The organism is Micromonospora sp. LOL_015, assembly GCF_048060275.1.
GTDB lineage: Bacteria > Actinomycetota > Actinomycetes > Mycobacteriales > Micromonosporaceae > Micromonospora_E.
The window spans coordinates 17,605-38,423 of record NZ_JBHMIO010000037.1 but is presented as its reverse complement, the minus strand read 5'-3'; the positions used below and the strand labels follow the sequence as shown (position 1 = coordinate 38,423).

20 protein-coding genes and 1 pseudogene are annotated in these 20,819 nt (G+C 71.3%); 13 read left to right on the top strand and 8 right to left on the bottom strand.

Annotated features, from left to right (window positions below; genetic code table 11):
* The first annotated feature begins 207 nt into the window (after window positions 1-207).
* Together ACFHWU_RS23420 and ACFHWU_RS23415 are read left to right on the top strand one after the other, a co-directional pair.
* Window positions 208-837 (top strand): SitI3 family protein, encoded by a 630-nt coding sequence (locus tag ACFHWU_RS23420; RefSeq protein WP_416591585.1) that lies wholly within the window; start codon window positions 208-210, stop codon window positions 835-837.
* Between the two features lie 91 nt (window positions 838-928).
* Window positions 929-1,891 carry a TIGR03557 family F420-dependent LLM class oxidoreductase gene (locus ACFHWU_RS23415; RefSeq protein ID WP_416552137.1) on the top strand — a complete coding sequence of 321 codons (963 nt, stop codon included), beginning with the start codon at window positions 929-931 and terminating at the stop codon, window positions 1,889-1,891.
* 33 nt (window positions 1,892-1,924) lie between these two features.
* Here ACFHWU_RS23415 and ACFHWU_RS23410 read toward each other — a convergent pair whose 3' ends face one another.
* The 4 genes and pseudogenes from ACFHWU_RS23410 to ACFHWU_RS23395 all read right to left on the bottom strand — a co-directional run.
* Window positions 1,925-2,143 (bottom strand): hypothetical protein, encoded by a 219-nt coding sequence (locus tag ACFHWU_RS23410; RefSeq protein WP_278174201.1) that lies wholly within the window; start codon window positions 2,141-2,143, stop codon window positions 1,925-1,927.
* Window positions 2,144-2,274: 131 nt separating this feature from the next.
* On the bottom strand, window positions 2,275-3,039 hold the full coding sequence (locus ACFHWU_RS23405; RefSeq protein WP_416552136.1) for an enoyl-CoA hydratase-related protein: 765 nt from the start codon (window positions 3,037-3,039) through the stop codon (window positions 2,275-2,277).
* Between the two features lie 50 nt (window positions 3,040-3,089).
* Window positions 3,090-4,427: a hypothetical protein gene (locus ACFHWU_RS23400; protein WP_416591590.1), complete on the bottom strand. Its 1,338-nt coding sequence runs from the start codon at window positions 4,425-4,427 to the stop codon at window positions 3,090-3,092.
* Window positions 4,413-6,026 (bottom strand): annotated as a pseudogene (locus ACFHWU_RS23395) (amino acid adenylation domain-containing protein); the annotation flags it as partial. The gene ACFHWU_RS23400 and the pseudogene ACFHWU_RS23395, both read right to left, overlap by 15 nt.
* Window positions 6,027-6,264: 238 nt before the next feature.
* On the opposite strand from ACFHWU_RS23395, the gene cobF reads away from it, so the two are divergent.
* The 3 genes from cobF to ACFHWU_RS23380 are packed head-to-tail and all read left to right on the top strand — an operon-like array spanning window position 6,265 to window position 8,895.
* Complete coding sequence (cobF, locus tag ACFHWU_RS23390) at window positions 6,265-7,092, top strand: precorrin-6A synthase (deacetylating) (RefSeq protein WP_416552135.1); 828 nt, start codon at window positions 6,265-6,267, stop codon at window positions 7,090-7,092.
* Window positions 7,085-7,873, top strand: a complete 789-nt coding sequence (locus ACFHWU_RS23385) for a GntR family transcriptional regulator (RefSeq protein ID WP_416552134.1) — start codon at window positions 7,085-7,087, stop codon at window positions 7,871-7,873. Before cobF ends, ACFHWU_RS23385 begins: the two co-directional genes overlap by 8 nt.
* 2 nt (window positions 7,874-7,875) lie before the next feature.
* The gene (locus tag ACFHWU_RS23380; protein WP_416591584.1) at window positions 7,876-8,895 is read left to right on the top strand and encodes a helix-turn-helix transcriptional regulator; all 1,020 of its coding nucleotides are present in this window, start codon (window positions 7,876-7,878) and stop codon (window positions 8,893-8,895) included.
* Here the strand turns inward: ACFHWU_RS23380 and ACFHWU_RS23375 are convergent.
* On the bottom strand, window positions 8,886-9,800 hold the full coding sequence (locus ACFHWU_RS23375; protein WP_416552132.1) for an SDR family oxidoreductase: 915 nt from the start codon (window positions 9,798-9,800) through the stop codon (window positions 8,886-8,888). The two genes, ACFHWU_RS23380 and ACFHWU_RS23375, sit on opposite strands and share 10 nt — an antisense overlap.
* 272 nt (window positions 9,801-10,072) lie before the next feature.
* Between ACFHWU_RS23375 and ACFHWU_RS23370 the strand changes: the two genes are divergently transcribed.
* Window positions 10,073-11,665 (top strand): RICIN domain-containing protein, encoded by a 1,593-nt coding sequence (locus ACFHWU_RS23370; RefSeq protein WP_416591583.1) that lies wholly within the window; start codon window positions 10,073-10,075, stop codon window positions 11,663-11,665.
* 45 nt (window positions 11,666-11,710) lie between these two features.
* Here ACFHWU_RS23370 and ACFHWU_RS23365 read toward each other — a convergent pair whose 3' ends face one another.
* The 3 genes from ACFHWU_RS23365 to ACFHWU_RS23355 all read right to left on the bottom strand — a co-directional run bounded on the left by ACFHWU_RS23365 (window position 11,711) and on the right by ACFHWU_RS23355 (window position 15,226).
* On the bottom strand, window positions 11,711-12,598 hold the full coding sequence (locus tag ACFHWU_RS23365; protein WP_416552130.1) for a hypothetical protein: 888 nt from the start codon (window positions 12,596-12,598) through the stop codon (window positions 11,711-11,713).
* A complete protein-coding gene (locus ACFHWU_RS23360; protein WP_416591582.1) occupies window positions 12,595-13,617 on the bottom strand; it encodes a WxL protein peptidoglycan domain-containing protein in 1,023 nt (340 codons plus the stop codon). Before ACFHWU_RS23360 ends, ACFHWU_RS23365 begins: the two co-directional genes overlap by 4 nt.
* 100 nt (window positions 13,618-13,717) lie before the next feature.
* Complete coding sequence (locus ACFHWU_RS23355; RefSeq protein ID WP_416591581.1) at window positions 13,718-15,226, bottom strand: HtaA domain-containing protein; 1,509 nt, start codon at window positions 15,224-15,226, stop codon at window positions 13,718-13,720.
* A gap of 217 nt (window positions 15,227-15,443) precedes the next feature.
* Between ACFHWU_RS23355 and ACFHWU_RS23350 the strand changes: the two genes are divergently transcribed.
* From ACFHWU_RS23350 to ACFHWU_RS23320, 7 genes are read left to right on the top strand one after another with little or no spacing between them, the layout of a single operon-like run.
* Window positions 15,444-16,352 (top strand): hypothetical protein, encoded by a 909-nt coding sequence (locus ACFHWU_RS23350; protein WP_416591580.1) that lies wholly within the window; start codon window positions 15,444-15,446, stop codon window positions 16,350-16,352.
* Window positions 16,349-17,392, top strand: a complete 1,044-nt coding sequence (locus ACFHWU_RS23345; protein ID WP_416591579.1) for a heme/hemin ABC transporter substrate-binding protein — start codon at window positions 16,349-16,351, stop codon at window positions 17,390-17,392. The genes ACFHWU_RS23350 and ACFHWU_RS23345 overlap by 4 nt, the downstream gene beginning before the upstream one ends.
* A gap of 4 nt (window positions 17,393-17,396) precedes the next feature.
* The gene (locus tag ACFHWU_RS23340; protein ID WP_416591578.1) at window positions 17,397-18,446 is read left to right on the top strand and encodes a FecCD family ABC transporter permease; all 1,050 of its coding nucleotides are present in this window, start codon (window positions 17,397-17,399) and stop codon (window positions 18,444-18,446) included.
* On the top strand, window positions 18,443-19,321 hold the full coding sequence (locus ACFHWU_RS23335) for a heme ABC transporter ATP-binding protein (RefSeq protein WP_416591577.1): 879 nt from the start codon (window positions 18,443-18,445) through the stop codon (window positions 19,319-19,321). The genes ACFHWU_RS23340 and ACFHWU_RS23335 overlap by 4 nt, the downstream gene beginning before the upstream one ends.
* Window positions 19,314-19,991: a heme oxygenase (biliverdin-producing) gene (locus ACFHWU_RS23330; RefSeq protein ID WP_416591576.1), complete on the top strand. Its 678-nt coding sequence runs from the start codon at window positions 19,314-19,316 to the stop codon at window positions 19,989-19,991. Before ACFHWU_RS23335 ends, ACFHWU_RS23330 begins: the two co-directional genes overlap by 8 nt.
* A complete protein-coding gene (locus tag ACFHWU_RS23325) occupies window positions 19,988-20,296 on the top strand; it encodes a DUF2470 domain-containing protein (protein ID WP_416591575.1) in 309 nt (102 codons plus the stop codon). Before ACFHWU_RS23330 ends, ACFHWU_RS23325 begins: the two co-directional genes overlap by 4 nt.
* Before the next feature lie 44 nt (window positions 20,297-20,340).
* Window positions 20,341-20,814 (top strand): hypothetical protein, encoded by a 474-nt coding sequence (locus tag ACFHWU_RS23320; RefSeq protein WP_278174184.1) that lies wholly within the window; start codon window positions 20,341-20,343, stop codon window positions 20,812-20,814.
* The last annotated feature ends 5 nt before the right edge of the window (window positions 20,815-20,819 follow it).

Below are 20,819 nucleotides of genomic sequence, written 5' to 3'. Positions count from 1 at the left end.
GTGATCTAGCCAACTCTGGATAGGTATTTTAATTCGAGGTGGGTTAGGTGTGGCGGGGCAAGACTTGCCGCACGGTCTGGTAAGCCGACGCCTGCGACACCCGCCTGCCGGCGGCCGTGCCCACCTAATGTCAACGCGACCCAAGTAGGTTGATTGTCACAGAAGTCGCGGTTGATCCTGTAGCCGTGACGAGGAAAGGACCTCGCGTTGGCGAACGAATACTGGCTATACAGCGAAGCCGAGGTGAGACGAGAACAGGTGCTGGCGCAGCTCGCGGACCTGTTCGACGCCGAGCACACCGACTTCGGCCTGGGACGCGGCGAATCCCTCGCGGTGACCGCCTGGCCGGTCGACAGCGCGGAACGAATCGAGGTCGCCCGGGACGCCGGCGTCGCGGAGCCAAAGGTCGGCGTGCTGTTCCGGCTCCGCTCGGTCGACACCATCGAGACCGCCGATCGGGAGACCCGGGAGATTCTCGACACCGTACTCGCCCTGCTCCGGGCGTACCCGGCGGACGCCGTGCTGCAGTTCGACACCAAGACCGTCCTGCGCCGCGCCGACGGGCAGGTCGTACTCAACAGCGACTGGCCGGGGTGGGCGGAGATTCCCACGCTGGCCGCCATCGTGGCCGGCTACCGGCCCGTCCCCTGGACTGACCGGCCCGGACACTGGTCGAGCGATCGGGACCGGCGTTCGCCGCCGGTAACGGCTACGGCCGGACCACGGCGACGGCGACGGCGTACCGGACGAGATCGACCGGATCGTGGTTGCCCAGCGACTCGACGACCTGCAGGCGGCGGTCCTCAGTCTGGAACACGAGCTGCGGATCGACCGTGAACGCGAATAGATCCGTCGGGCAGGGGTAGGGCAACCCTGGACGGCGCCACGGACAACTGGACGTGACGCGGACGACCACCGGGGAGGCGACATGCGGATCGGCTACAAGTTGGCTACCGAGGCGTTCGGACCGGCCGACCTGATCGCCCAGGCGGTGCGGGCCGAGCAGGCCGGGTTCGACTTCGTCGAGATGAGCGACCACTTCCACCCGTGGCTGGACTCCCAGGGCCACTCGCCGTTCACCTGGAGCGTGCTCGGTGCGGTCGCCGCCCGTACCGAACGGATCGGGCTGGCCACCGGCGTGACCTGCCCGAGCCTGCGCTACCACCCGGCGATCGTCGCCCAGGCCGCGGCGACCGTGGCGCTGCTGTCCGACGGCCGGTTCACCCTCGGCGTGGGTGCCGGCGAACGCCTCAACGAACACGTCACCGGGGAGCCGTTCCCGAGTGTGCACGGGCGGCACGAGCGGCTCCGCGAAGCGCTGGAGATCATCCGGCTGCTCTGGTCCGGCGGCTACCACACGTACCAGGGAAAGCACCTGCAGCTCGACGACGCGCGAGTGTTCGACCTGCCGCCGACCCCGCCGGTGATCGCGGTGGCCGCCAGCGGCTCGGAGTCCGCCCGGCTGGCCGCCGAACTCGGCGACGGACTGTTCGCCACCGAGCCGAAGGGCTCGATCGTCGAACACTACCGGCGGGCCGGCGGCGCCGGGCCGCGCTACGCCGAGGTGCCGATGGCCTGGGCGGTGGACGAGAATCAGGCGGTCAAGGCGGCCTGGGAGTCCAGCCGTTGGGCACTGACCGGCTGGAAGGTGATGAGCGAGTTGCCCAACCCGGTGAACTTCGAGGCGGCCTCGGCGATGGTCGACGCCGACGACATCGCCGCGCATTTCAGCGTAGGGCCGGACCCGGCGGTGCACCTCGAGGCGGTCAAACCGTACGTCGACGCCGGTTTCGACCACATCGTGCTGCAGAACGCCGGGCCCGACCCGGACGGTTTCCTGGACTTCTTCGAGCGGGAGCTGGCCGACCGGCTGCGGGGGCTCGACCGGTGACGGCGGCCGGCTCGGGCGTCGGCGCCGCCCTTGTCAGGCGCGGGCCGGGCCGGAATAGTCGGGGGCGACGTAGACCGGCAGCCGCTCGCCCTGGCTGCGGGCGTAACGGCGGGTGTAGGTGACGGGCTTGACCCCGGGTCGGAGCGGCACCGTGTACTGCGTTGGCAAGGTGTCCGCGGCAGCGGCGAGGCGGCGGGGCGTCACCTCGCGACGTTGGTCATGCCACGGGCCACCCAGGAAGAGAACCTTCATATGCCGATCCTTGCCGGTTCGGCCAGCCCGCGCCTCATCCGTACGCACAATAACTATCAAATCCCGCCGGATCCCTCCGCCACAGCCGGCCGGCCGGTGACAGCCCGTCCGGCCAGTGAAGCCCGGTCGGCTCAGCTGCCGGTGAACCGTGCCGGCCGTCTTTCCAGGAACGCGGACATCCCCTCCGCTCGGTCGGCGGTGGCGAACAATCCGTGAAAGACCCTCCGTTCGAACAGCAGCCCCTCACGCAGTCCGACCTCCTGCGACCGCTGGACCGCCTCGCGGGCGGCGGTGACCGCGAGCCGGCTGTGCCCGGCAATCACCGCCGCCGCCGACCGGGCCTCGACGAGCAACTGATCGGCGGGCACGATCCGGGACACCAGGCCGCACTGCTCCGCCTCCCGGGCCGGCATCATCCGCCCGGTGAGAATCAGATCCATCGCCTTCGCCGTGCCGACCAGCCGGGTCAGCCGCTGGGTGCCGCCGATGCCGGGAATCACCCCGAGGGTGATCTCGGGCTGACCGAACCGGGCATCCTCGGCGGCGAACACCAAATCGCACATCATGGCCAGTTCGCAGCCACCGCCGAGCGCGTAGCCGGCGACCGCAGCGATCTTCGGTGTCCGGAACGCGGCGAACTCCTCCCAGCCGGCGAAGAGATCGGCCGTCATCGCCTGCACCGGGCTCATCGCCGCCATTTCCCGGATGTCGGCGCCGGCGGAGAAGAAGCCGTCGGACCCCGTGATCACGAAACAGCCGATGTCCGGGTCTCGGTCCAGTGGTCGCAGGGTAGCGACGAGTTCGTCGCAGAGCGCGGTGCTGAGTGCGTTGCGGGCCGCGGGCCGGTGCAGCCGTACGGTGACCACGGCACCGTCCCGCTCGGTCGTCAGATGCATGTCGGTTCCTCCAGCCGGTTCGCAGGATGGTGGGTCGGCCGGTCCCGGTTTCACGAGTCCCAGATAGCGCCGTAGGCGGGGATCCCCTGGCGCTCCAGCCCGTGGACCACCTGCCGGGTGAGCTTCTGGTTGGCGATACAGATCACCGCTTCGGCACTGGTGGCCCGCCACGCCTGGAGCGCCAGGGCCACCATGTCCGGCTTGCCGCGCCGCGCGGTGTCCCAGATGGTGGCGTCGGGCTGCACCCGCAGGATCTCGTCGATTAGTTCGTCGCCGTAGGTCGTCCGCGGGCTGCGGGTGGACCAGACCAGGTGCGCCGGCACCTTGCCGGCCAGCAGATGCGGCAGCACCGGCCCGATGCCGCTGCCGGTGGCGACGTACACCACCCGGGTGAACAGGGTCTCGATGTTGGCCACGCCGGCGGTGGTGATGCCCTTGACCCAGATCCGGTTCGGCGGCTCATCGATCAACGCACCGGTCCAGTCGCCGGCCCGGGAGACGGTCAGTCGGAAGCCGCGCTCACCGGGTGCCGGCACGTTGGCGAACGAGTGCCATTCGAGCAGCGGACGACGGCTGATCGCGGTGGACGAGCCGGCGAACGGGGTGGTGTGGCCGAACGTCAGCAGGGCCACGTGGCCCGACGGCCGGTCCACCTGCACCGGTACCCGGCGCAGTCGCAGCCACGGCAGGGCGACGCTCACGGTGAGCAGGGCAAGGGTCCACAGCGGCGGCGAGCCGAGCAGCGCGCCGACCAGCGGCGTACCGTCGCGGGTACCGTCGACGACCAGCACCGTCTGGGCCCACAGGAGGATCAACGCGGCCCACCCGCCGAACCGGTGGACCCGCTCGAACAGGTCGTGCCGGCGGCCGCGGACCGGCGGCAGTGCGGTCGCCACCAATGCCAGCAGCAGCGCGATCAGCAGGTAGGACAGCACCAGTACAGCGGTGACGGCCCGGTCGGCCAGCGCCTGCCGGGTCAGTTCGGCGACGTACCCGGCGAACCAGGCGGTGCCGGCGAGTGCGCCACCGACGTGCAGCCCACCGAAGTGGTACACCTTGCCCAGCCCCCACCGCAGGCGCAGCGGCCACCGGGTCGGCGCCCGGGTGGCCAGCCAGAACAGCAGGTTGATCACGTACTGCTGGCGGATCACCACGGCCAGGGCGACGTTGGCCAGAGCGGCGTAGGACAGGTTCGCCAGGCCGCCGTCGGTCGCCCGCCACCAGCCACCGGTGGTCAGCGCGTAGTACAGCAGCGCGGCGTTGCCGACCAGGACCAGCGCGGCCAGCCGGTGGTACGGCGCCAGCCGGGGATGGCTGAGGATCCGGCGCGGCCACGGCAGCGGAGCCGGTATTTCGGACGGAGCCGGACGGTCCAGCAGCCGGCGCAGCGCCGTCTTGTCGATCTTGCCCCGGTCGGTCACCGGCAGCGACTCGAGGACGTGCACCTGCTGGGGCACACAGTAGTACGGCAGGGTCCGGGCGACCGCGTCCCGCGCCGCCGTCGGGTCCACGGTCGCCGGGGCGACGAACGACACGAGCGTACGGTTGTCGACCTTGATCGTCGCCGCCCGACGGCACCCCGGCACCGATTCCAGGACGGCGGAGATCGAATCCAGCTCGACCCGGAACCCACGGACCTTGACCTGGTCGTCGGTGCGGCCGAGATGCTCCAGCTCACCGTCGGGCGTCCAGCGCCCGAGATCCCGGGTACGAAACATCATCCGTCCACCGCCGAGGAACGGATCCGGGGCGTACCGCTGCCCGGTGAGCTCGGGATCGCCGAGGTAGCCGACCGACACGCAGTCACCCCCCGCCCACATCTCCCCCACCTCGCCGATCGGGCAGGGCCGGCGGTCGGCGTCCAGCACGTACACGGTGTTGTTCGGGGTCGGCCGGCCGATGGTGAGCCGTCCGGACGTGGGGTCGTGCCGGTGCATGGTGTTGACGATGGTGGTCTCGGTCGGTCCGCAGCCGTTGTAGAAGACCGCCTGCCGGGCCCACCGGTCGGCCAGCTCCCGTGGGCACGGTTCGCCCGCCACGGCGACCGTCTTGACCCGGCGGCACCGGTCCGGGTCGATGGTGCCCAGCACGCTCGGGGTGGCGATCACCACGTCCACCGTCTCGACCGTCGCCGCGATGTCCCGTCCCCGGACGACCAGGGTGCCGCCGTGGCTGAGGCATCCGAGGATCTCCCAGGCAGCCATGTCGAAGGCGATGTTGAGGATCTGCCCGACCCGCCATCCCGGCTGGATGCCCAGGTCGCCGGGGGCGGGCAGGAGCAGATTGCACACGTTGCGGTGGGTGACGGTGACCCCGTTGGGCCGGCCGGTGGTACCGGAGGTGAACAGCACGTAGCAGCCGTCGTCCGGGCTGGTCGGGCCGGCCGGGACGACCGGGTACGCCGAGTCCGTCAGCGGTTCGGTGAGCAGTTCGTCGACGGTGATCAGCGCCCGGCCCGGCAGGTGCGGCAGCTCACCGATCGTCTCGGTGCTGGTCAGCACGATCCGGATCTCGGCGGTCTCGGTGACGTGCCGCAGGTGGGCCTCGGTGGCCACCCCGGCGTGCTGGGGCACGTACGCGGCGCCGGCCTTCAGGGCGGCGAGGATGCCGACCACCATGGGGATCGACCGGCGCATGAACACGCCGACCCGGTCGCCCGGACGTGTCCCATCGGCGATCAGCCGGGCGGCGAGACGGTCCGCCTGCTGATTGAGTTGTCGGTAGGTGATGCGTTCGCCGAGGTGTTCGACGGCGACCGTGTCAGGAGTGCGGACGGCCCACTGTTCGATCGCGTGCTGGATGCGGGTGGAGCCGATCGGCTCGGTGGGACCGTAGCCGAATCGGCGGAACAGTTGTCTGTCCTGCTCGGACAGGCTGGCCAACGGTCCGGCGCCGGCCGCAGCAGCGGCGGTGCCGGGAATGCCGCGTTGCCGCACGGCGCTGGCCCGGGAGCGGGTCGCCGGGAGGGCGGAACCTCGCTGTGGCATGACTGCCCCTTTCTCGATGTCGAGCACCGGCCAAGGAGGACGGTGCGCTTCCCCTCCATCGAACCGCGCAAGTGGCTATTAGCCCACAGACAGTGATGATCGGTAATAAATTCGTAAGAGTCGTAAGAAATCGGTTAAGACGGGCGGATCTTGGCGGAAGTCCCGCCGGCACGGGTTGCCCTGTTCGCTGCTGCCCGCGACTACCTCCGCCCGGTCGAGGTGCGGCACACTCTCTCGGGTGCGAGAGATACTGATCATCGGGATCGGGGCCGGCGATCCCGACCACCTGACTGTGCAGGCGATCGAGGCGCTGCGTCGGGTCGACGTGTTCTTCCTGCTCGACAAGGGCGCGGTCAAGCAGGACCTGGCGGCGTTGCGGCAGGAGATTCTGCGCCGGCACACCACCGGGGCGTACCGGGCGGTTGAGATCGCCGACCCGGAGCGGGACCGGGCCGCGGCGGACTACCAGGCCGCGGTCGAGGACTGGCGCCGCCGCCGCGCCGACCGCTTCGCCCAGCTGATCCGCGACGAACTACCCGACGGCGGCTGCGGCGCCTTCTTGGTCTGGGGCGACCCCGCGCTGTACGACAGCACCCTCGCCATCCTCGACGACCTGCGGGATCGCGACGTCGTCGAGTTCGACCACCAGGTGGTCCCGGGGATCAGCAGCGTCGCCGTGCTGACCGCCCGGCACCGGATCGCGCTGAACCGGATCGGCCGCCCGGTGCTGATCACCACCGGCCGTCGGCTCGCCGACGAGGGCTTCCCGGCCGGCGTGGACGACCTGGTGGTGATGCTCGACGCGCAGTGCGCCTTCACCCGGTTCACCGCCGCAGACGGCATTGACATCTACTGGGGGGCGTACCTCGGCACCCCGGACGAGATCCTGATCGCCGGCCCGGTGCACCGGGTGGCCGACCGGGTCGTCACCGCACGCGCCGAGGCCCGCCGCCGCAAGGGCTGGATCATGGACACGTACCTGCTGCGGCGTAACCTTGTCCAGACAACCGGACAGCGCCAGAAGACCGGACAGCAGACGCGAGACGATCAGGCAGACGATGACTGACCAGGCCCAGCCGGTCGACCGGGACAGCCCAATGCCGCTGTGGGCCCAGCTGCACGACGACCTGGTCCGCCGGTTGACCGCCGGCGGGTTCGCCGCCGGCTTCCCCGGCGAGCACGAGCTGGTCGACGAGTACGGCGTCAGCCGGCACACGGTACGGGAGGCATTGCGCCGGCTACGCCAGGCCGGGGTGCTGGACTCGGCCCGGGGCCGACGTACCGCCGTCCATCAACAGCGGATCGAGCAGCCGCTCGGTGCTCTCTACTCGCTCTTCCAAGAGGTGCAGGCGCGGGGAATGCGCCAGCGCAACGAGGTACTCGCCCGCGACCTGCGGGGCGACGTCGCCGTCGCGGCCCGGCTCGGGCTGGACCCGGACACCCGCTTCGTACATCTGGAACGGCTCCGGTTCGCCGACGACGAACCGTTGGCCACCGACCGGGTCTGGCTGCTGGCCGAGCTGGCCCGGCCGCTGCTCACCACCGACCTGACCGGTACCGGCATCTACAGTGAGCTGGCCAGGCACGAGGTCCGGGTCACCGACGGCGAGGAACGCATCCACGCCATCGTGCCCACCGCCGAGCAGCGCCGGCGGCTGGACATCGGCCGGGGCGTCGGTCTGCTCGCCGTTGAACGGATCGGCCGGGCCGACGGGCGGCCCGTCGAATGGCGGGAGACCTTCGTCCGTGGCGACCGGTTCAGCCTGGTCGCCGGCTGGGCACCGCACCGGGCGTACCAGTTGCGGGTGGCCGACGGATCCCCCCTGCGCTCACCCGCCGGGCGCTGACCGTGCGGGTCGCCCGGTTGATCTCCCTGGTCCTGTTGCTGCAGTCCCGGGAGACGATGACCGCCGCGGAGCTGGCCCGCGAGCTGGAGGTTTCCGAGCGCACCATCTACCGCGACGTGCTGGCGCTGTCCGCCGCCGGGGTGCCGGTCTACGCCGACCAGGGCCGGGCCGGCGGGTACCGGCTGCTGGACGGCTACCGGACCCGGCTGACCGGGCTGAGCCGGGCCGAGGCGGAGACGCTCTTCCTGTCCGGGCTGCCCGGACCGGCCGATGAGATGGGCCTCGCCGACGTACTCGGGGTAGCCCAGCTCAAGGTGACCGCCGCGCTGCCGGTCGGGCTGCGCGACGCCGCCGGCCGAGCCCGGCAGCGGTTCCATCTGGACGCGCCCGGCTGGTTCCGGCAGGCCGATCCACCGCCGGCGCTGGCCGACCTGGCCCGCGCCACCTGGCAGGACCAGGTGGTCCGACTCAACTACCGGCGGGGCGGCACCGAGGTGGTCAGAACGGTGCAGCCGTACGGTCTGGTGCTCAAGAACGGCACCTGGTACCTGGTCGGCAGAGTCCCCGAGGTCGGCCAGGTCAACGGCGTCGGCCAGGTCAACGACGGCTACCGGATCTACCGGGTGGACCGGATCGCCGCAGTCGAGGCCACCGGCGACGTCTTCGACCGCGACCACCGCTTCGATCTGGCCGAGGTGTGGGCGGCCGGCACCGCCGACTTCGTCCGCAGCATTCTGGTCGACGAGATCGTCGTACGGCTGAGTCCGGCCGGGCTGCGGGCGCTGCGCTGGGCGGTGGAGGCACCGGCCGCCCAGGCAGCGCATGAGGCGGCCGGGCCACCCGACGCTCAGGGCTGGGTGCACACCCGGCTGCCGGTCGAGTCGCCCGACGTGGCGTACAGCCAACTGCAGGCGCTCGGACCGGAGGTGGAGGTGCTCGCCCCACCCGTGCTACGGGACCGGATGCGCGACGCCGCCCGCCGGCTCGCCGCGCTGTACGGCGATACCGCCGGTCAGCGGTAACCGGTGGTGTCCGCCGGCCGGCCGGTCTCGACGACCTCGACGATGTAGCGGTACGCGTCCGGGCTGCTGCCGTCGACGTCGGTGAAGCCGTACTCGCGGGCCAGCTGCCCACTGGACAGTGACCGCCCGGTGAACCGGGACACCTGCGGATCGGCGGCGAGAGCGACCACTGCCCGGCCGACCAGCGCCGGTGTCTCGGAGATGGCGAAGTGCGGGTCCTTGGCGGTGCCGTCGCGCCAGTTCGCCTCGGTCACCCCGAAGTGATCCAGCATCGCCTCGGACCGGATCCAACCCGGGCTTAGCGCCACCGCTGTCGCGTCGTACGGCCGCAGCTCCTCGGCCTGGGCGAAGGCCAGCCGGATGACGGCGTTCTTGGCCGTGTCGTAGAAGACCGACTCGCGGTAGTGGGTGCCGTTGTAATCGGCGGTGCCGTCGGTCATTTCCACCACCAGCCCGCCCGGCTGGCGGATCAGCAGCGGCAGCGCGTAGTGGCTGGTGATCAGGTGGGTGTCGATGGCGAGCCGCAGCGTCCGCAGGCCGCGGTCCAGCGGCTGCTCCCAGATCGGCGACTCGAAGTCGGTCAGATGGTCGGCCCCCCAGATGTCGTTGATTAACACGTCGAGCCGGCCCTGTTCTCGGTCGATCCGCTGCACCAGGGCGCGGACCTGGTCCGGTTCCAGGTGGTCGGTCGGCACCGCGACTCCGGTGCCGCCGGCGGCGTCGACCAGTTCGGCGGTTTCCTCGATGGTTTCCGGGCGGTCCATCTCGGAACGTTGCCGTCGGGTGCTGCGACCGGTGACGTAGACGGTGGCGCCGGCGGCGCCGAGTTCGATGGCGATCCGCCGGCCGGCGCCCCGGGTCGCCCCGGCGACCAGTGCTGTCCTACCGTTCAGTGGTGTGGTCATGCCGCTGACGGTGCCAGCAAAACCTGACATCCGACGTCAGCTTTTTCAGATTCTTCCGACGGGCCCTCCCTGCAGAACCAGACCCTCCCGGCAAACCTCTCGACGGAACCTTCGCGGGATCACGGAGCAGCTTGCCGTGACATGGAGGATATCGACAGTGTTGACTGTATTGAATGCGATCGATACATTGCCGTAACAGCAGGAAAGCCCTTTCCTCGTCGCGGTTGGGGCGCGACCAGACAGAAGCAGTCTCCGACAACCCAGGAGGTTCCATGACAACCACCAGATGGCGGCACTGGCGCACCGGCGTCGTGGCGCTCGCTACGACCGCCATGGTCGCAACCGGCGCGGCGGTTGGCGTGCAGTACGCCGCAGCTGCCACCGTCGACACCGGCGCCTGGTACGTGATGCTCAGCCGGCACAGCGGCAAGGCAATCGATCTCTACGGCGGGGCAACCCATGACGGCGCACCGATCGTCCAGTGGACGCGCAACGACAGCGCGGCGCAGCAGTGGCAGTTCGTTGACGTCGGCAGCGGCTACTACAAGATCAGATCTCGGCACAGCGGCAAGTACCTGGAGCTGCCGAACGCAGTCGACGGGGCCCAGCTGATTCAGAACTACGACAACGGCAGCACCCGGCAGCACTTCCGGCTCGCCGACTCGGACAGCGGCTACGTCCGCTTCATCAGCCGGCACAGCAACAAGGCTCTCGACGTGTGGCAGTGGTCCACCGCCGACGGCGGGATCATCTCCCAGTACCGGGACCTCAACGGCTGGAACCAGCAGTGGCAGATGGTCCGGTTGGACAGCTCCGGCGGCTGCGGGTCCGGATCGTTCCACGCCGAAGCGGTACTCAACGGCTCGACCTGGACCGCCCGCAACGGCAGCAGCACGGTATACACCGGATCGAGCATGCTCTCGGCGATGCAGGCCGCTGTCAACAGCCTGTCGTCCGGCCGCAGCAGCAAGCAGAAGGTCGTGGTCCGCGGCTCCGGTTCGATCAGCGCCAACTCTCGGTTGTCCCTCCCGTCGCACACGACGCTCGAGGTCTGCGGCACGGTCAACGTCACCGGTTCCGGTTCCGGCGACCATGCGGTGGTGTACGCCCGCGGCGTCACCGACGTCGAGGTGACCCGGCTCAACATCACCGGCAACCCGCAGTACGGAATCTTCGTCCGCAACGGAACCAACATCACCCTCGGCCAGATCGACATCCGGGTCACCGCCGGCCTGGGCATCCGGATCGACAACCACGGCGACCGCAGCCAACGGACCCGCAACGTACGCATCGACGACGTGTACGTCCAGGGCACCAGCAACCACGGCGTCGAGACGTACGGGGTCGACGGCCTGACCATCGGCACCGTCACCGCCCGCAACACCGGCTACTCCGGCCTGATGCTCAACGACACCATCAACGCGACCGTCGGCACCGTCGATGCGCAGGGTGCCGGCACCGGCACCGGTTACGCCGGTTTCCGGATGGCCAACCGCAACGGCCGGGTCGGCAACAGCTACCCGACGAACATCCGGGTCGGCACAGTCGTCGCCCGGGGCGGCGGCCGGGGCATCTTCTGCGTGTCGGAGTCCGGCGGCGTGGTCATCGACCGGATCGACATCTCTGGCACCGGCAGCAACTCGATCCTGCTGGAGAACTGCTACAACGTGAACATCGCGGCGGTCTCCGGTTCGGTCAACGGCTCGGACGTACGGATCGCCTCGCGCACCGAGTTCCCGGTGTCGCGCGACATCACCCTGCAGAACCTGACGCTGACCAATTCGCAGATCAACGAAAACCCGTGCGGGCAGAACATCGTCATCCGCAACATCGCGCTGAACAACTCGACCATCAACCGCTGCTGACGACCGGCCGGCGCGGCGGCACCGCCAGCTGGCCGCCGCGCCGGCTCAGCCGCTCAGCTGACCGGCGCGCCGCCACCCGACGAACTGCCGTACCAGCAGCACCAGGATCAGCAGGCCGGCCACCGCCGCCCAGCCCCACGGGTACCGCTCGGTCTGCACCTCGAACTCCACCGCGGCGGAGCCGCCAACCATCTCCGCCGTGGTCAACCGCCCCAGCACGGCGTACCGGCCGTACAGCGGTCCGTCGACCGGCACCACGATCCGGACCGTTGTGCCATGCCCCGCCGGCAGCGGCGCGATGTCGGTGGCCTCGACCACTGATGTCGCGCGGCCGGGCCGGCCGGTCAGCAGGGACAGCTGCGCCGCACCGACCTCGGCGGTGCCGTCGTTGCGCAGGTCGACGTCGATGGTGATCTCGCCGCGTAGGGCGAACAGGGCCAACCAGTTCCGCTCGGCCGGTGCCACGCTCACCCCGGCCAGCCGGAGCCCCGCCAGATCGGGCCCGGCCGGGGCAACCGGTGCGGTCAGATCGGTGACGTCGATCGCGGCGATGCCGGCCACCGATACCACCACCGCGTCCTCCTCGTCCGAGGCGAGGGCCCGGGCGCGAACCACGCAGGGGCAGGCCACCGGCGGCGCGGCGACGGTGAGCTGGGCGGCGACCGGCTGCGGGTCGGCCACGTACAGCTGTCGGGCCGATCCGGTGGCGCAGTCGAGCGCGCCCCGGCGGGCCCGGTTGCCGCAGACCTCCAGCTGCACGGTGCCGGTCGGCCAGCCGGTCAGCGTGACGCTCACCGACTCACCGACGGGGGCGTCAGCCGGTGCGACGGCGACCTGGGGCGCGGTGGCGGTCGCGGGTGCCGACGGCAGGCCGCCGGCCCCGGCGACCAGGACCAGGGCCAGGGCGCACACCGAGGTTCGCCGGCCGATCACGGCGCGGTGCTGGTCGGGGCGGTGCCGGAGGCCGTGCGGCGGGTACGCCAGCGGCGTACCCCGAGCCACCCGGCGAGGGCGACGATCGCGGCGAGCAGCAACCACGGCGGCGCCCAGACCCCGGCGGTACGGGTGACCGGCGGCAACGCCTCGTCCACTGTGGTCGGGGCCAGATCGACGGTGGCGGTCAGCCGCAGCGCCGGCGGTACGCCGGTGATCCGCTCGGTCACCGTAAAGGTGCTGCCGGGCAGCAGTTCGGGCAGGTCGACCGGATCGGTGCGGGCCAGCTCCCAACCCAGCGGGCCGTCCAGCAGCACCGCACCCGTACCACCGACGCGGATGTTTCCGGTGTTGCGCACCTGGTAGCTGACCTCCACGTCACCGTCGCTCCACGGGCTGACCGGGTCGTCGTAGCTGATGCTCATCGATTCGACGTCGACCGACGGCCGGACCGGGCCGTCGACCCGCAGGTAGACCCGGGCGGCGACCCGCTGGTCGACGTTGACCTGCTGGCCACTGGCGTCGGTACGGAGCTGGGCGATGGAACCGATCACCCCGCCGGCGTGGTCGCCGGGTGTCGCGTTGGCCGGCACCGTCAGGCGGAACGGGATGTCCAGCCGGTCCCCGGCCGGCACTGCGTACTCTCGCTGGTCGAAGTGGATCCAGGTGCCGATGTCGGTGGCCGGTTCGTCGGCCGGGAGCAGGGCGAACGCCCCGTCTTCGGTGAGGAACCCGTCGGTGCCGTACACGGTGAACGTCCGGTCCTGGTCGCCGAGGTTGCGCACCGCGACATGGTCGGTGATCTCCGCGCCTGGGGCGAGGTCGTAGACGAAGTAGTTGCGTCCGGTCGGCCCGTCCGCGCTGGACGGCTGCACCGCCCAGGTGAGCGCGTCGGCTGGAGCCGGACCGGCCGGCTGAGCGGCGGCCGGGGTGGCGCCGGGCAACGCGAGCAGTCCGGCCACCAGCAGGCCGATGGTGGCGCGGCGGCGGTTCGGGCGACGGGTGGGCGGGGCGGACATCGGGCGCTCCAGTCGGGCCGGTGGCCGGTGCGGGACCGTCGCGGCCCCGCACCGGCCGGTGTGGCTGATCCTCAGGACAGGATCAGCTGGGAGCTGATCCTCAGGACAAGGTCAGCGTCAGGGTCGCGGTGTAGTCGCCCGGCGCCGCCGCAGCGGGTACGCCGAGGTTGAGCTGCGCGCCGCAGGTGAAGCTGCCGGCGCTGGCGCCGGCCGCCGAGGTGCACAGGGCCCGGGCGGTGCCGAGTCCGGCACCCGGGTCGGCCACCGCGCCCGGGGTGACCGTGCCGCTCTGCCCGACCAGCGGGTCGTCCACCACAGATGCGGTGGGCGCCCAGCCGAGGTTGTCCGCCGCGATGACCGCGCCGCCGGCGGCGACGAAGTCACCCACCTGGCCGACCAGACTCCAGCCGGCGTTGGTGCCGCGCAGGTCGGACACGGTGGCGGTGTTCAGCTCGCCGCTGGTGACGGCGCCGTTGCCGGTCGGCGGCAGGGTGACCGACGAACCGGCCACGCTGAGCGTGAGCGGGCCGCCGCCCAGCACGGTCGCGGCAATCTGCTGGCTGGCGTCGCCGCCGCCGGCCGGGGCCGCGAAGCTGATCGGAGTGAAGGTGTCCTGACTGCGGTCGGCGGACCCGCGCGCAGCGAAGGTGATCACATAGCACTGGGTGACGGTGCAGTCGACCGCGTTGCCGTTGCGGTCGGTGTACTGGGCACTGATCGGCAGCGTGGTGCTGAACGAGCCGTCCGGGTTCATCGTGTCCCGGGCGTCGGTCGGCTCGTTGGTGCTGCTCACCCACTTGGTGACCTGCAGGACGCTGGCGTTGGTCCAGTGTTCGTCGACCTTCGGGCCGAACGACACGTAGATCCCGGCGGCGTCGTTGGCCTGCGGGTCGAAGCCACTGCCGTCGACGGTGATGGTGGCGCCGGCCGAATCGACGTCGGTGTCCGGGTTGACGTCGACCGACGGAGCGGCCGGTCCACCGCCGCCGGAGGTGACCGCCTCGAACGACAGCGGATCGAGGACCTCACCGGCCGGGTAGAAGCCGGCGAATGCGGCGGCGCCCTCAGCGGTCAGAATGGCGGTCAGGTCGGTGCCGGTGATGCCGTCCGCACCAGCCGCCAGGTTGGCGTCGGTGGTGGTGAGGTCGGCGATGACCGCCTGGGTGACGTCGACCGACGGGAACGCGGTGCTTTCCAGTTCGACGTCGGCCTTGAGGACGCCGGTGCCGCCGGAGGTGGCCACCGTCGGGTTGGCCAGGGTGATGGTGAACGTGTGCGCCGGGAACGAGAAGACGACCGTGCCGCCGTACGTGGCGTTCGTCTCACCGGTCTCGGCGTCGTAGCTGCCGCCGGTGGACGGGAAGGCGAACGTGCCATCGGCGTTGATCGACGCACCGCCACTCACCGCGATCGGCGGGTTGCCGTCGCCGGACGACACGTAGTTGCGGAACGACTCCTTGAAGCCCCAGTTCAGGCTTCCCTCGGTGATGTCGGCAGGGGCAGCCACTGCGGGTGCGGTGCCGACGAGTGCGGTCGCGGTGCCCAGTACGGCCGCGGCCGCCCAGGTCGCCGACCGTCGCCCCAGAGCACCAGCTCTGGATGTGATCATCGACTGGTCCTTTCCGGATAGTTACTCACCGTGTTCCATTTCTGCTGTGGACACGGCATGTGATCGGGATTAGGTTAGCCATACCTAACAACGAACACCTCCGGCGGGGGTACCCGATCTTCGAACCGGTCGGACCCTTGCCCCGAACTGCGGCGATGACTTAGGTTAGGCAAACCTTCATTGATAACTCAACCGACAATCGTCGGAGGGATCATCCATGCCAACGCCGCTGCTCAGCGGCCGGGTCACCGCGACCTTGGCGGTCGTAACCGCCACCGCCGCGACCGCTGCCGTCGCGACCACCGCCGTACTCGCCGCACCACCGTTGGCGTCGCCGGCCCACGCGGACACCTCCGCGACCGGATCCGGCGGCCAGCAACTCACCGTCTCCGACTCCACCGGCATCAGTCGCTCCGGCGCGACCGTCACGGTTACCGGCACCGGGTACGACACCAACAAGGGCATCTACGTCGGATTCTGTGTGGACAACGGCGAGGGGGCGCTGCCGACACCGTGCGGCGGCGGGGTTGACACCTCCGGCGGCAGCGGCAGCTCGCACTGGATCTCCAGCAACCCCCCGTCGTACGGCGAAGGACTTGCCGTGCCGTACGGCGAAGACGGCTCGTTCCAGGTCCGAATCCCGCTGACCAGGAGAATCGGCGACGTCGACTGCACCGTTCGCACCTGCTCGGTGGTCACCCGCGCCGACCACACCCGGACCAGCGACCGCAGTCAGGACGTACGCGTCCCGATCAGCTTCGCGGCCGCCGCCGCGCCCACCCGCACCAGCGCCGCCCCGGCGGCCGGTAGCCCGGACCGGACCACTGCGCCACCGGCCCCGGCGACCGGCGACGCCGCAGGCCCGTCCGACACCGACGGTACGGCCGGTGACCCCAGCGGCTCCGCACCAGCCGCCAGTGCCGCCACCGGCCAGCCGACCGACGACACCGCCGGCCCGACCGCCGTCGCCGGCACCGACCCGACCGGGTTGGCGGTCACCCGGGTCAGCACCGTCGGCCCGGCCGGCCGGTGGTGGAGCAGCACGCTGATCCTGCTGGCGCTCGGCGTACTGGCGCTGGCCGGGCTGTCCGCTGTCCGCCGCCGGCACCGCCGGGGCCGGTCGTGAACCGCCCGACGCTGGTGGTGAACCGCCCGACGCTGGTCGGGCTGTTCGCCGCCGCGCTGCTCGCCAACCCGGTGGCCGCCTGCGCGGACAGCGCCGCCAACCCCGGTGCTGCACCGGAACCGGCGACCTGCGCGCCGGTCACCGCCGTCGTCGCCGACGACGCGGTGACCCCGCTGGAACCGGCGCCGCAGCCGGCGTTGCCGGTCACCGTCACCGACGCCGCCGGCGACCGGGTCACGGTGACCGACGCCGACCGCATCCTCGCGGTCAACCTGTACGGCTCCATCGCCGAGATCGTCTTCAGCCTCGGCCTCGGTGACCGGGTCGTCGGGCGGGACACCTCCACCGACTTCCCAGCCGCCGCCGACCTGCCGCTGGTCACCCCCGGCGGACACGACCTGTCCACCGAGGCGGTCATGGCGCTGGACCCCAGCGTGGTGCTGCTCGACGACAGCATCGGCCCGCCCGAGGTGCTCGACCAGCTCCGCGCCGCCGGCATTCCGGTGGTACGGATCGGCGACGAGCAGAGCCTGGCCGCCGTACCGGTGCACATCCGTGAGGTGGCCACCGCGCTCGGCGTCGCCGACGCCGGCGAGGCACTCGTCGCCCGGGTCGAGGGCGAGATCGCCGCCGCCCGCGACGGCATCGCGGACGACGCCGAGCGACCCCGGGTCGCCTTCCTCTACCTGCGCGGCACCGCCGGCGTCTACCTGATGGGCGGCGAAGGCGCCGGCTCGGACGCGATGATCGCCGCAGCCGGCGGCGAGGACGCCGGCACCGCCATCGGACTGGCCCGGTTCCGGCCGCTGACCAGCGAGGGTCTGATCAACGCCGCACCGGACGTCATCCTGGTGATGTCCAAGGGCCTCGAATCGGTCGGCGGGGTGGACGGCCTGGTCGCCATGCCCGGCGTCGCCCAGACCCCGGCCGGCCAGCAGCGACGGATCATCGACATGGACGACACCGTGCTGCTCAACTTCGGCACCCGTACCGGCAAGGCGATCCAGGCTCTCGCCCGCGCCATCCACGAATGCCGGTGACGGCGTGACCGCCCCGGTACTCGCCAACCGCCGGCCGCTGCTGCTCACCGGCCTCGCCGGCACGCTGCTCGTCGTCGGCGTGGTCGCCGCCGGCTCCGGACAGGTGCAGATCGCCCCGGCCGAGGTGGTCGCCTCGGTACTGCACCGGCTCGGTCTGGAGATCGGCGCGCTGCCGGCCGCACCGCACGGCGAGAACGCGCTGTGGATCGTCCGGTTCCCCCGAGTCGTCCTGGCCGGAATCGTCGGCGCGTCGCTCGGCTGCGCCGGCGCCGTCATGCAGGGCATCTTCGGCAACCCGCTGGCCGAACCCGGGGTCATCGGGGTCTCCTCGGGTGCGGCGGTCGGCGCCGCACTGGCCATCGTCACCGGAATCTCCACGCTCGGCGGCTGGACATTGGCCGCCGCCGCGTTCGCCGGCGGGCTGGCCACCACCTACCTGGTGTACGCGTTGTCCCGCGCCGACGGACGTACCGAGGTGGTCACCCTGGTACTCACCGGCATCGCGGTCAACGCCGTCGCCGGTGCCGCGATCGGTCTGCTGATGTTCGTGACCGACGCGGCAGGGGTGCAGGCGATCGCCTTCTGGAACCTCGGCAGCCTGGCCCAGGCCAACTGGAACGCGGTGACGGTCGCCTTGCCCTGCCTGGTCGTCGGGCTGACCGCCGCACTCGCCTCGGCCGGCAAGCTGGACCTGCTCGCCCTCGGCGAACGCTCCGCACGTCACCTCGGGGTGGACGTGGAACGGCTCCGGGTACGCATGATCGTCGTCACCGCGCTGCTCGGTGCCGCCGCGGTGGCCTTCACCGGCGTGATCAGCTTCATCGGTCTGGTGGTGCCACACCTGGTCCGGATGGTCGCCGGACCCGGGCACCGGGTGCTGCTACCGGCCAGCGCGCTCGGCGGGGCGGTGGTGGTGATCGCCGCCGATCTGGCCGCCCGGACCCTGGTCGAGTACCAGGAACTGCCGCTCGGGGTGCTCACCGCAGTGGTCGGTGGACCGGCCTTCTTCTGGCTGCTGCGCCGTACCCGGCGCCAGGCCGGAGGTTGGGGATGAGCCCGCCGCCGGCACGGCTGCTCGGCCGGCGCAGGCCCGTCCGGGTGCCGGCCACCCGGCCGGCCGGCGCCGCGCTGATCGAGATCGACCGGCTGCGGGTCGAACTCGGCGGGCGGGCGGTGCTCGACCAGGTCGACCTGGTGGTTCACACTGGCGAGGTGGTCGCCCTGGTCGGTCCCAACGGTGCCGGCAAGTCGACTCTGCTCGCCGCCATCGGCGGCGACGTCGCGGCGGCCGGCGGCACGATCAGGGTCGACGGCGCGCCGCAGTCCGCCTGGACCTCGACCGAGCTGGCGCTGCGTCGGGCGGTGCTGACCCAGCGCAGCGTGCTGTCCTTCCCGTTCACCGTCGCCGAGGTGGTCCGGATGGGCCGGGCGCCCTGGGCCGGACTGCCCGCCGAGGAATCCGACGATCCGATCGTCGACGAGTGCCTGGCCGCCACCGACGTGGCGCAGTTCGCGGGCCGTACCTTCACCTCGCTGTCCGGCGGTGAGCAGGCCCGCGCCGCGTTGGCCCGGGTGCTGGCCCAGCGGGCCGCCGCGCTGCTGCTCGACGAACCGACCGCCGCGCTCGACCTGCACCACCAGGAGCTGGTGCTGCGGCTCGCCCGGCAGCGGGCCGCCGCCGGTGACGCCGTCGTGGTGGTGCTGCACGACCTCGGTCTGGCCGGCGCGTACGCGGACCGGATCGCGTTGCTGTCGGCCGGTCGGCTGCGGGCCGTCGGACCACCCGACCAGGTCCTCACCGGTGCGCTGCTCAGCGAGGTGTACCGGCACGACATCGAGGTGTTGCCGCACCCCGAGACCCGACTCCCGCTGGTCGTCCCGCGACGGCCGCACCCGACCCGGCAAGGAAAGGAACCCCGACATGAGTGACACCTTCTCTGCCCGGCTGCGGGCGGCAAGTTGGCAGGACCACCAGGCGGCCGAGTCCCAGCGGTACGTCTCCGCGCTGGTTGCCGGGGAGCTGCCCCGGCGGCGGTACGCCGACCTGGTCGCCCAGCACTATTTCATCTACCAGGTGCTGGAGGAGGCGGCCGAAGCGATGCGCGAGGATCCGCTGGCCGGCGGTTTCGTCGACGACCGGTTGACCCGGTTGCCGGCGTTGGAGGCCGACCTGGCGTACCTGCTCGGCCCGGACTGGGCCGGCTGGATCGCCCCGAGCCTGGCGACCCGCCGCTACGTCGCCCGGATGCAGGAGGTCTGTTTCACCTTCGCGCCAGCGTTCATCGCCCACCACTACACCCGGTACCTCGGTGACCTGTCCGGCGGGTTGTTCATCGGCCGTCAGGTGGCGCAGACGTACGAGCTGACCGAGGAGGGTGGCGTGGCGTTCTACCACTTCGCCGGCATTGACGATCCGCGCGGATACAAGAACGCGTACCGGGCCCGGCTGGACGCCCTGCCGCTGGACGTCACCGCCGAAGCGGCTCTGGTCGGCGAGGTGGCGGTGGCCTACCGGCACAACTCCGCGGTCCTCGCCGAGCTGGGCCAGGAGCAGGAGCCGAAGCCGGTGGCGCCGGAGTCGATGGAGTCGGCGGCGTGACCGGCCCGTTCACCGCCGAGGTGGTCGCCCAGGTGGCGCGGCACATGAACGACGACCACGCGGCCGACTCGTTGCTGATCTGCCGGTCGCTGGGTGGCGCCCCGCAGGCGACGGCGGCCCGGATGACCGGCCTGGACGCCGACGGCATCGAGTTCGCCGCCACCGTGGCCGGCGTCGAGGTGCCGGTCCGGGTGCCGTTCGCGTACCGGCTCACCGAACGGGTCCAGGTCCGCCGCGAAGTGGTCCGGATGTACCAGGAGGCCTGCGCCCAACTGGGCGTTAGGCCCCGGCCGGCGGGCGGCTGACCGGCAAGCGAGCGGGGCCCGCTGGCGTGTGCGACGATCACGAAATGGTTGCCAAACGGCATCACGGGCATATCGCGCATGGCGCCGTCGCGGTGCGGCTCGCCGCCTGGCTGGCGACGGCCGTCGCCGTGCTGTCGATCGCCGGGTGCACCGGGATCGGGATCGGCGAAGCACCCGAGTCCGGCAGCGCGACGTACTCGGCGTGGGGGCTGAACGAGGCGTCCAGCGCGCTGACCGGCTCCGACCGGATGATCGTCCTCAACGGCGACGTGCAGCGCAGCGAGCAGGAGTTCTTCCAGGTGCGTGGGGTGTGGGGACCGGACGGCTTCACCCTCGACGAGACGTCCGCGACCAAGGTACGGGCGTTGGCCGGCCAGTTGCCGGACCGCACCGGTGACCCGGACTGTCACCGGCTGGTCCTGGTCAACCATGGCTTTTTCGGCGGCGGGGCGATCGCCGTGGTCGACCCGGAGGAGTTCCCGCCCGGCGAGCCGGTAGTCGCCCGGCCACTGAACTGACCGCA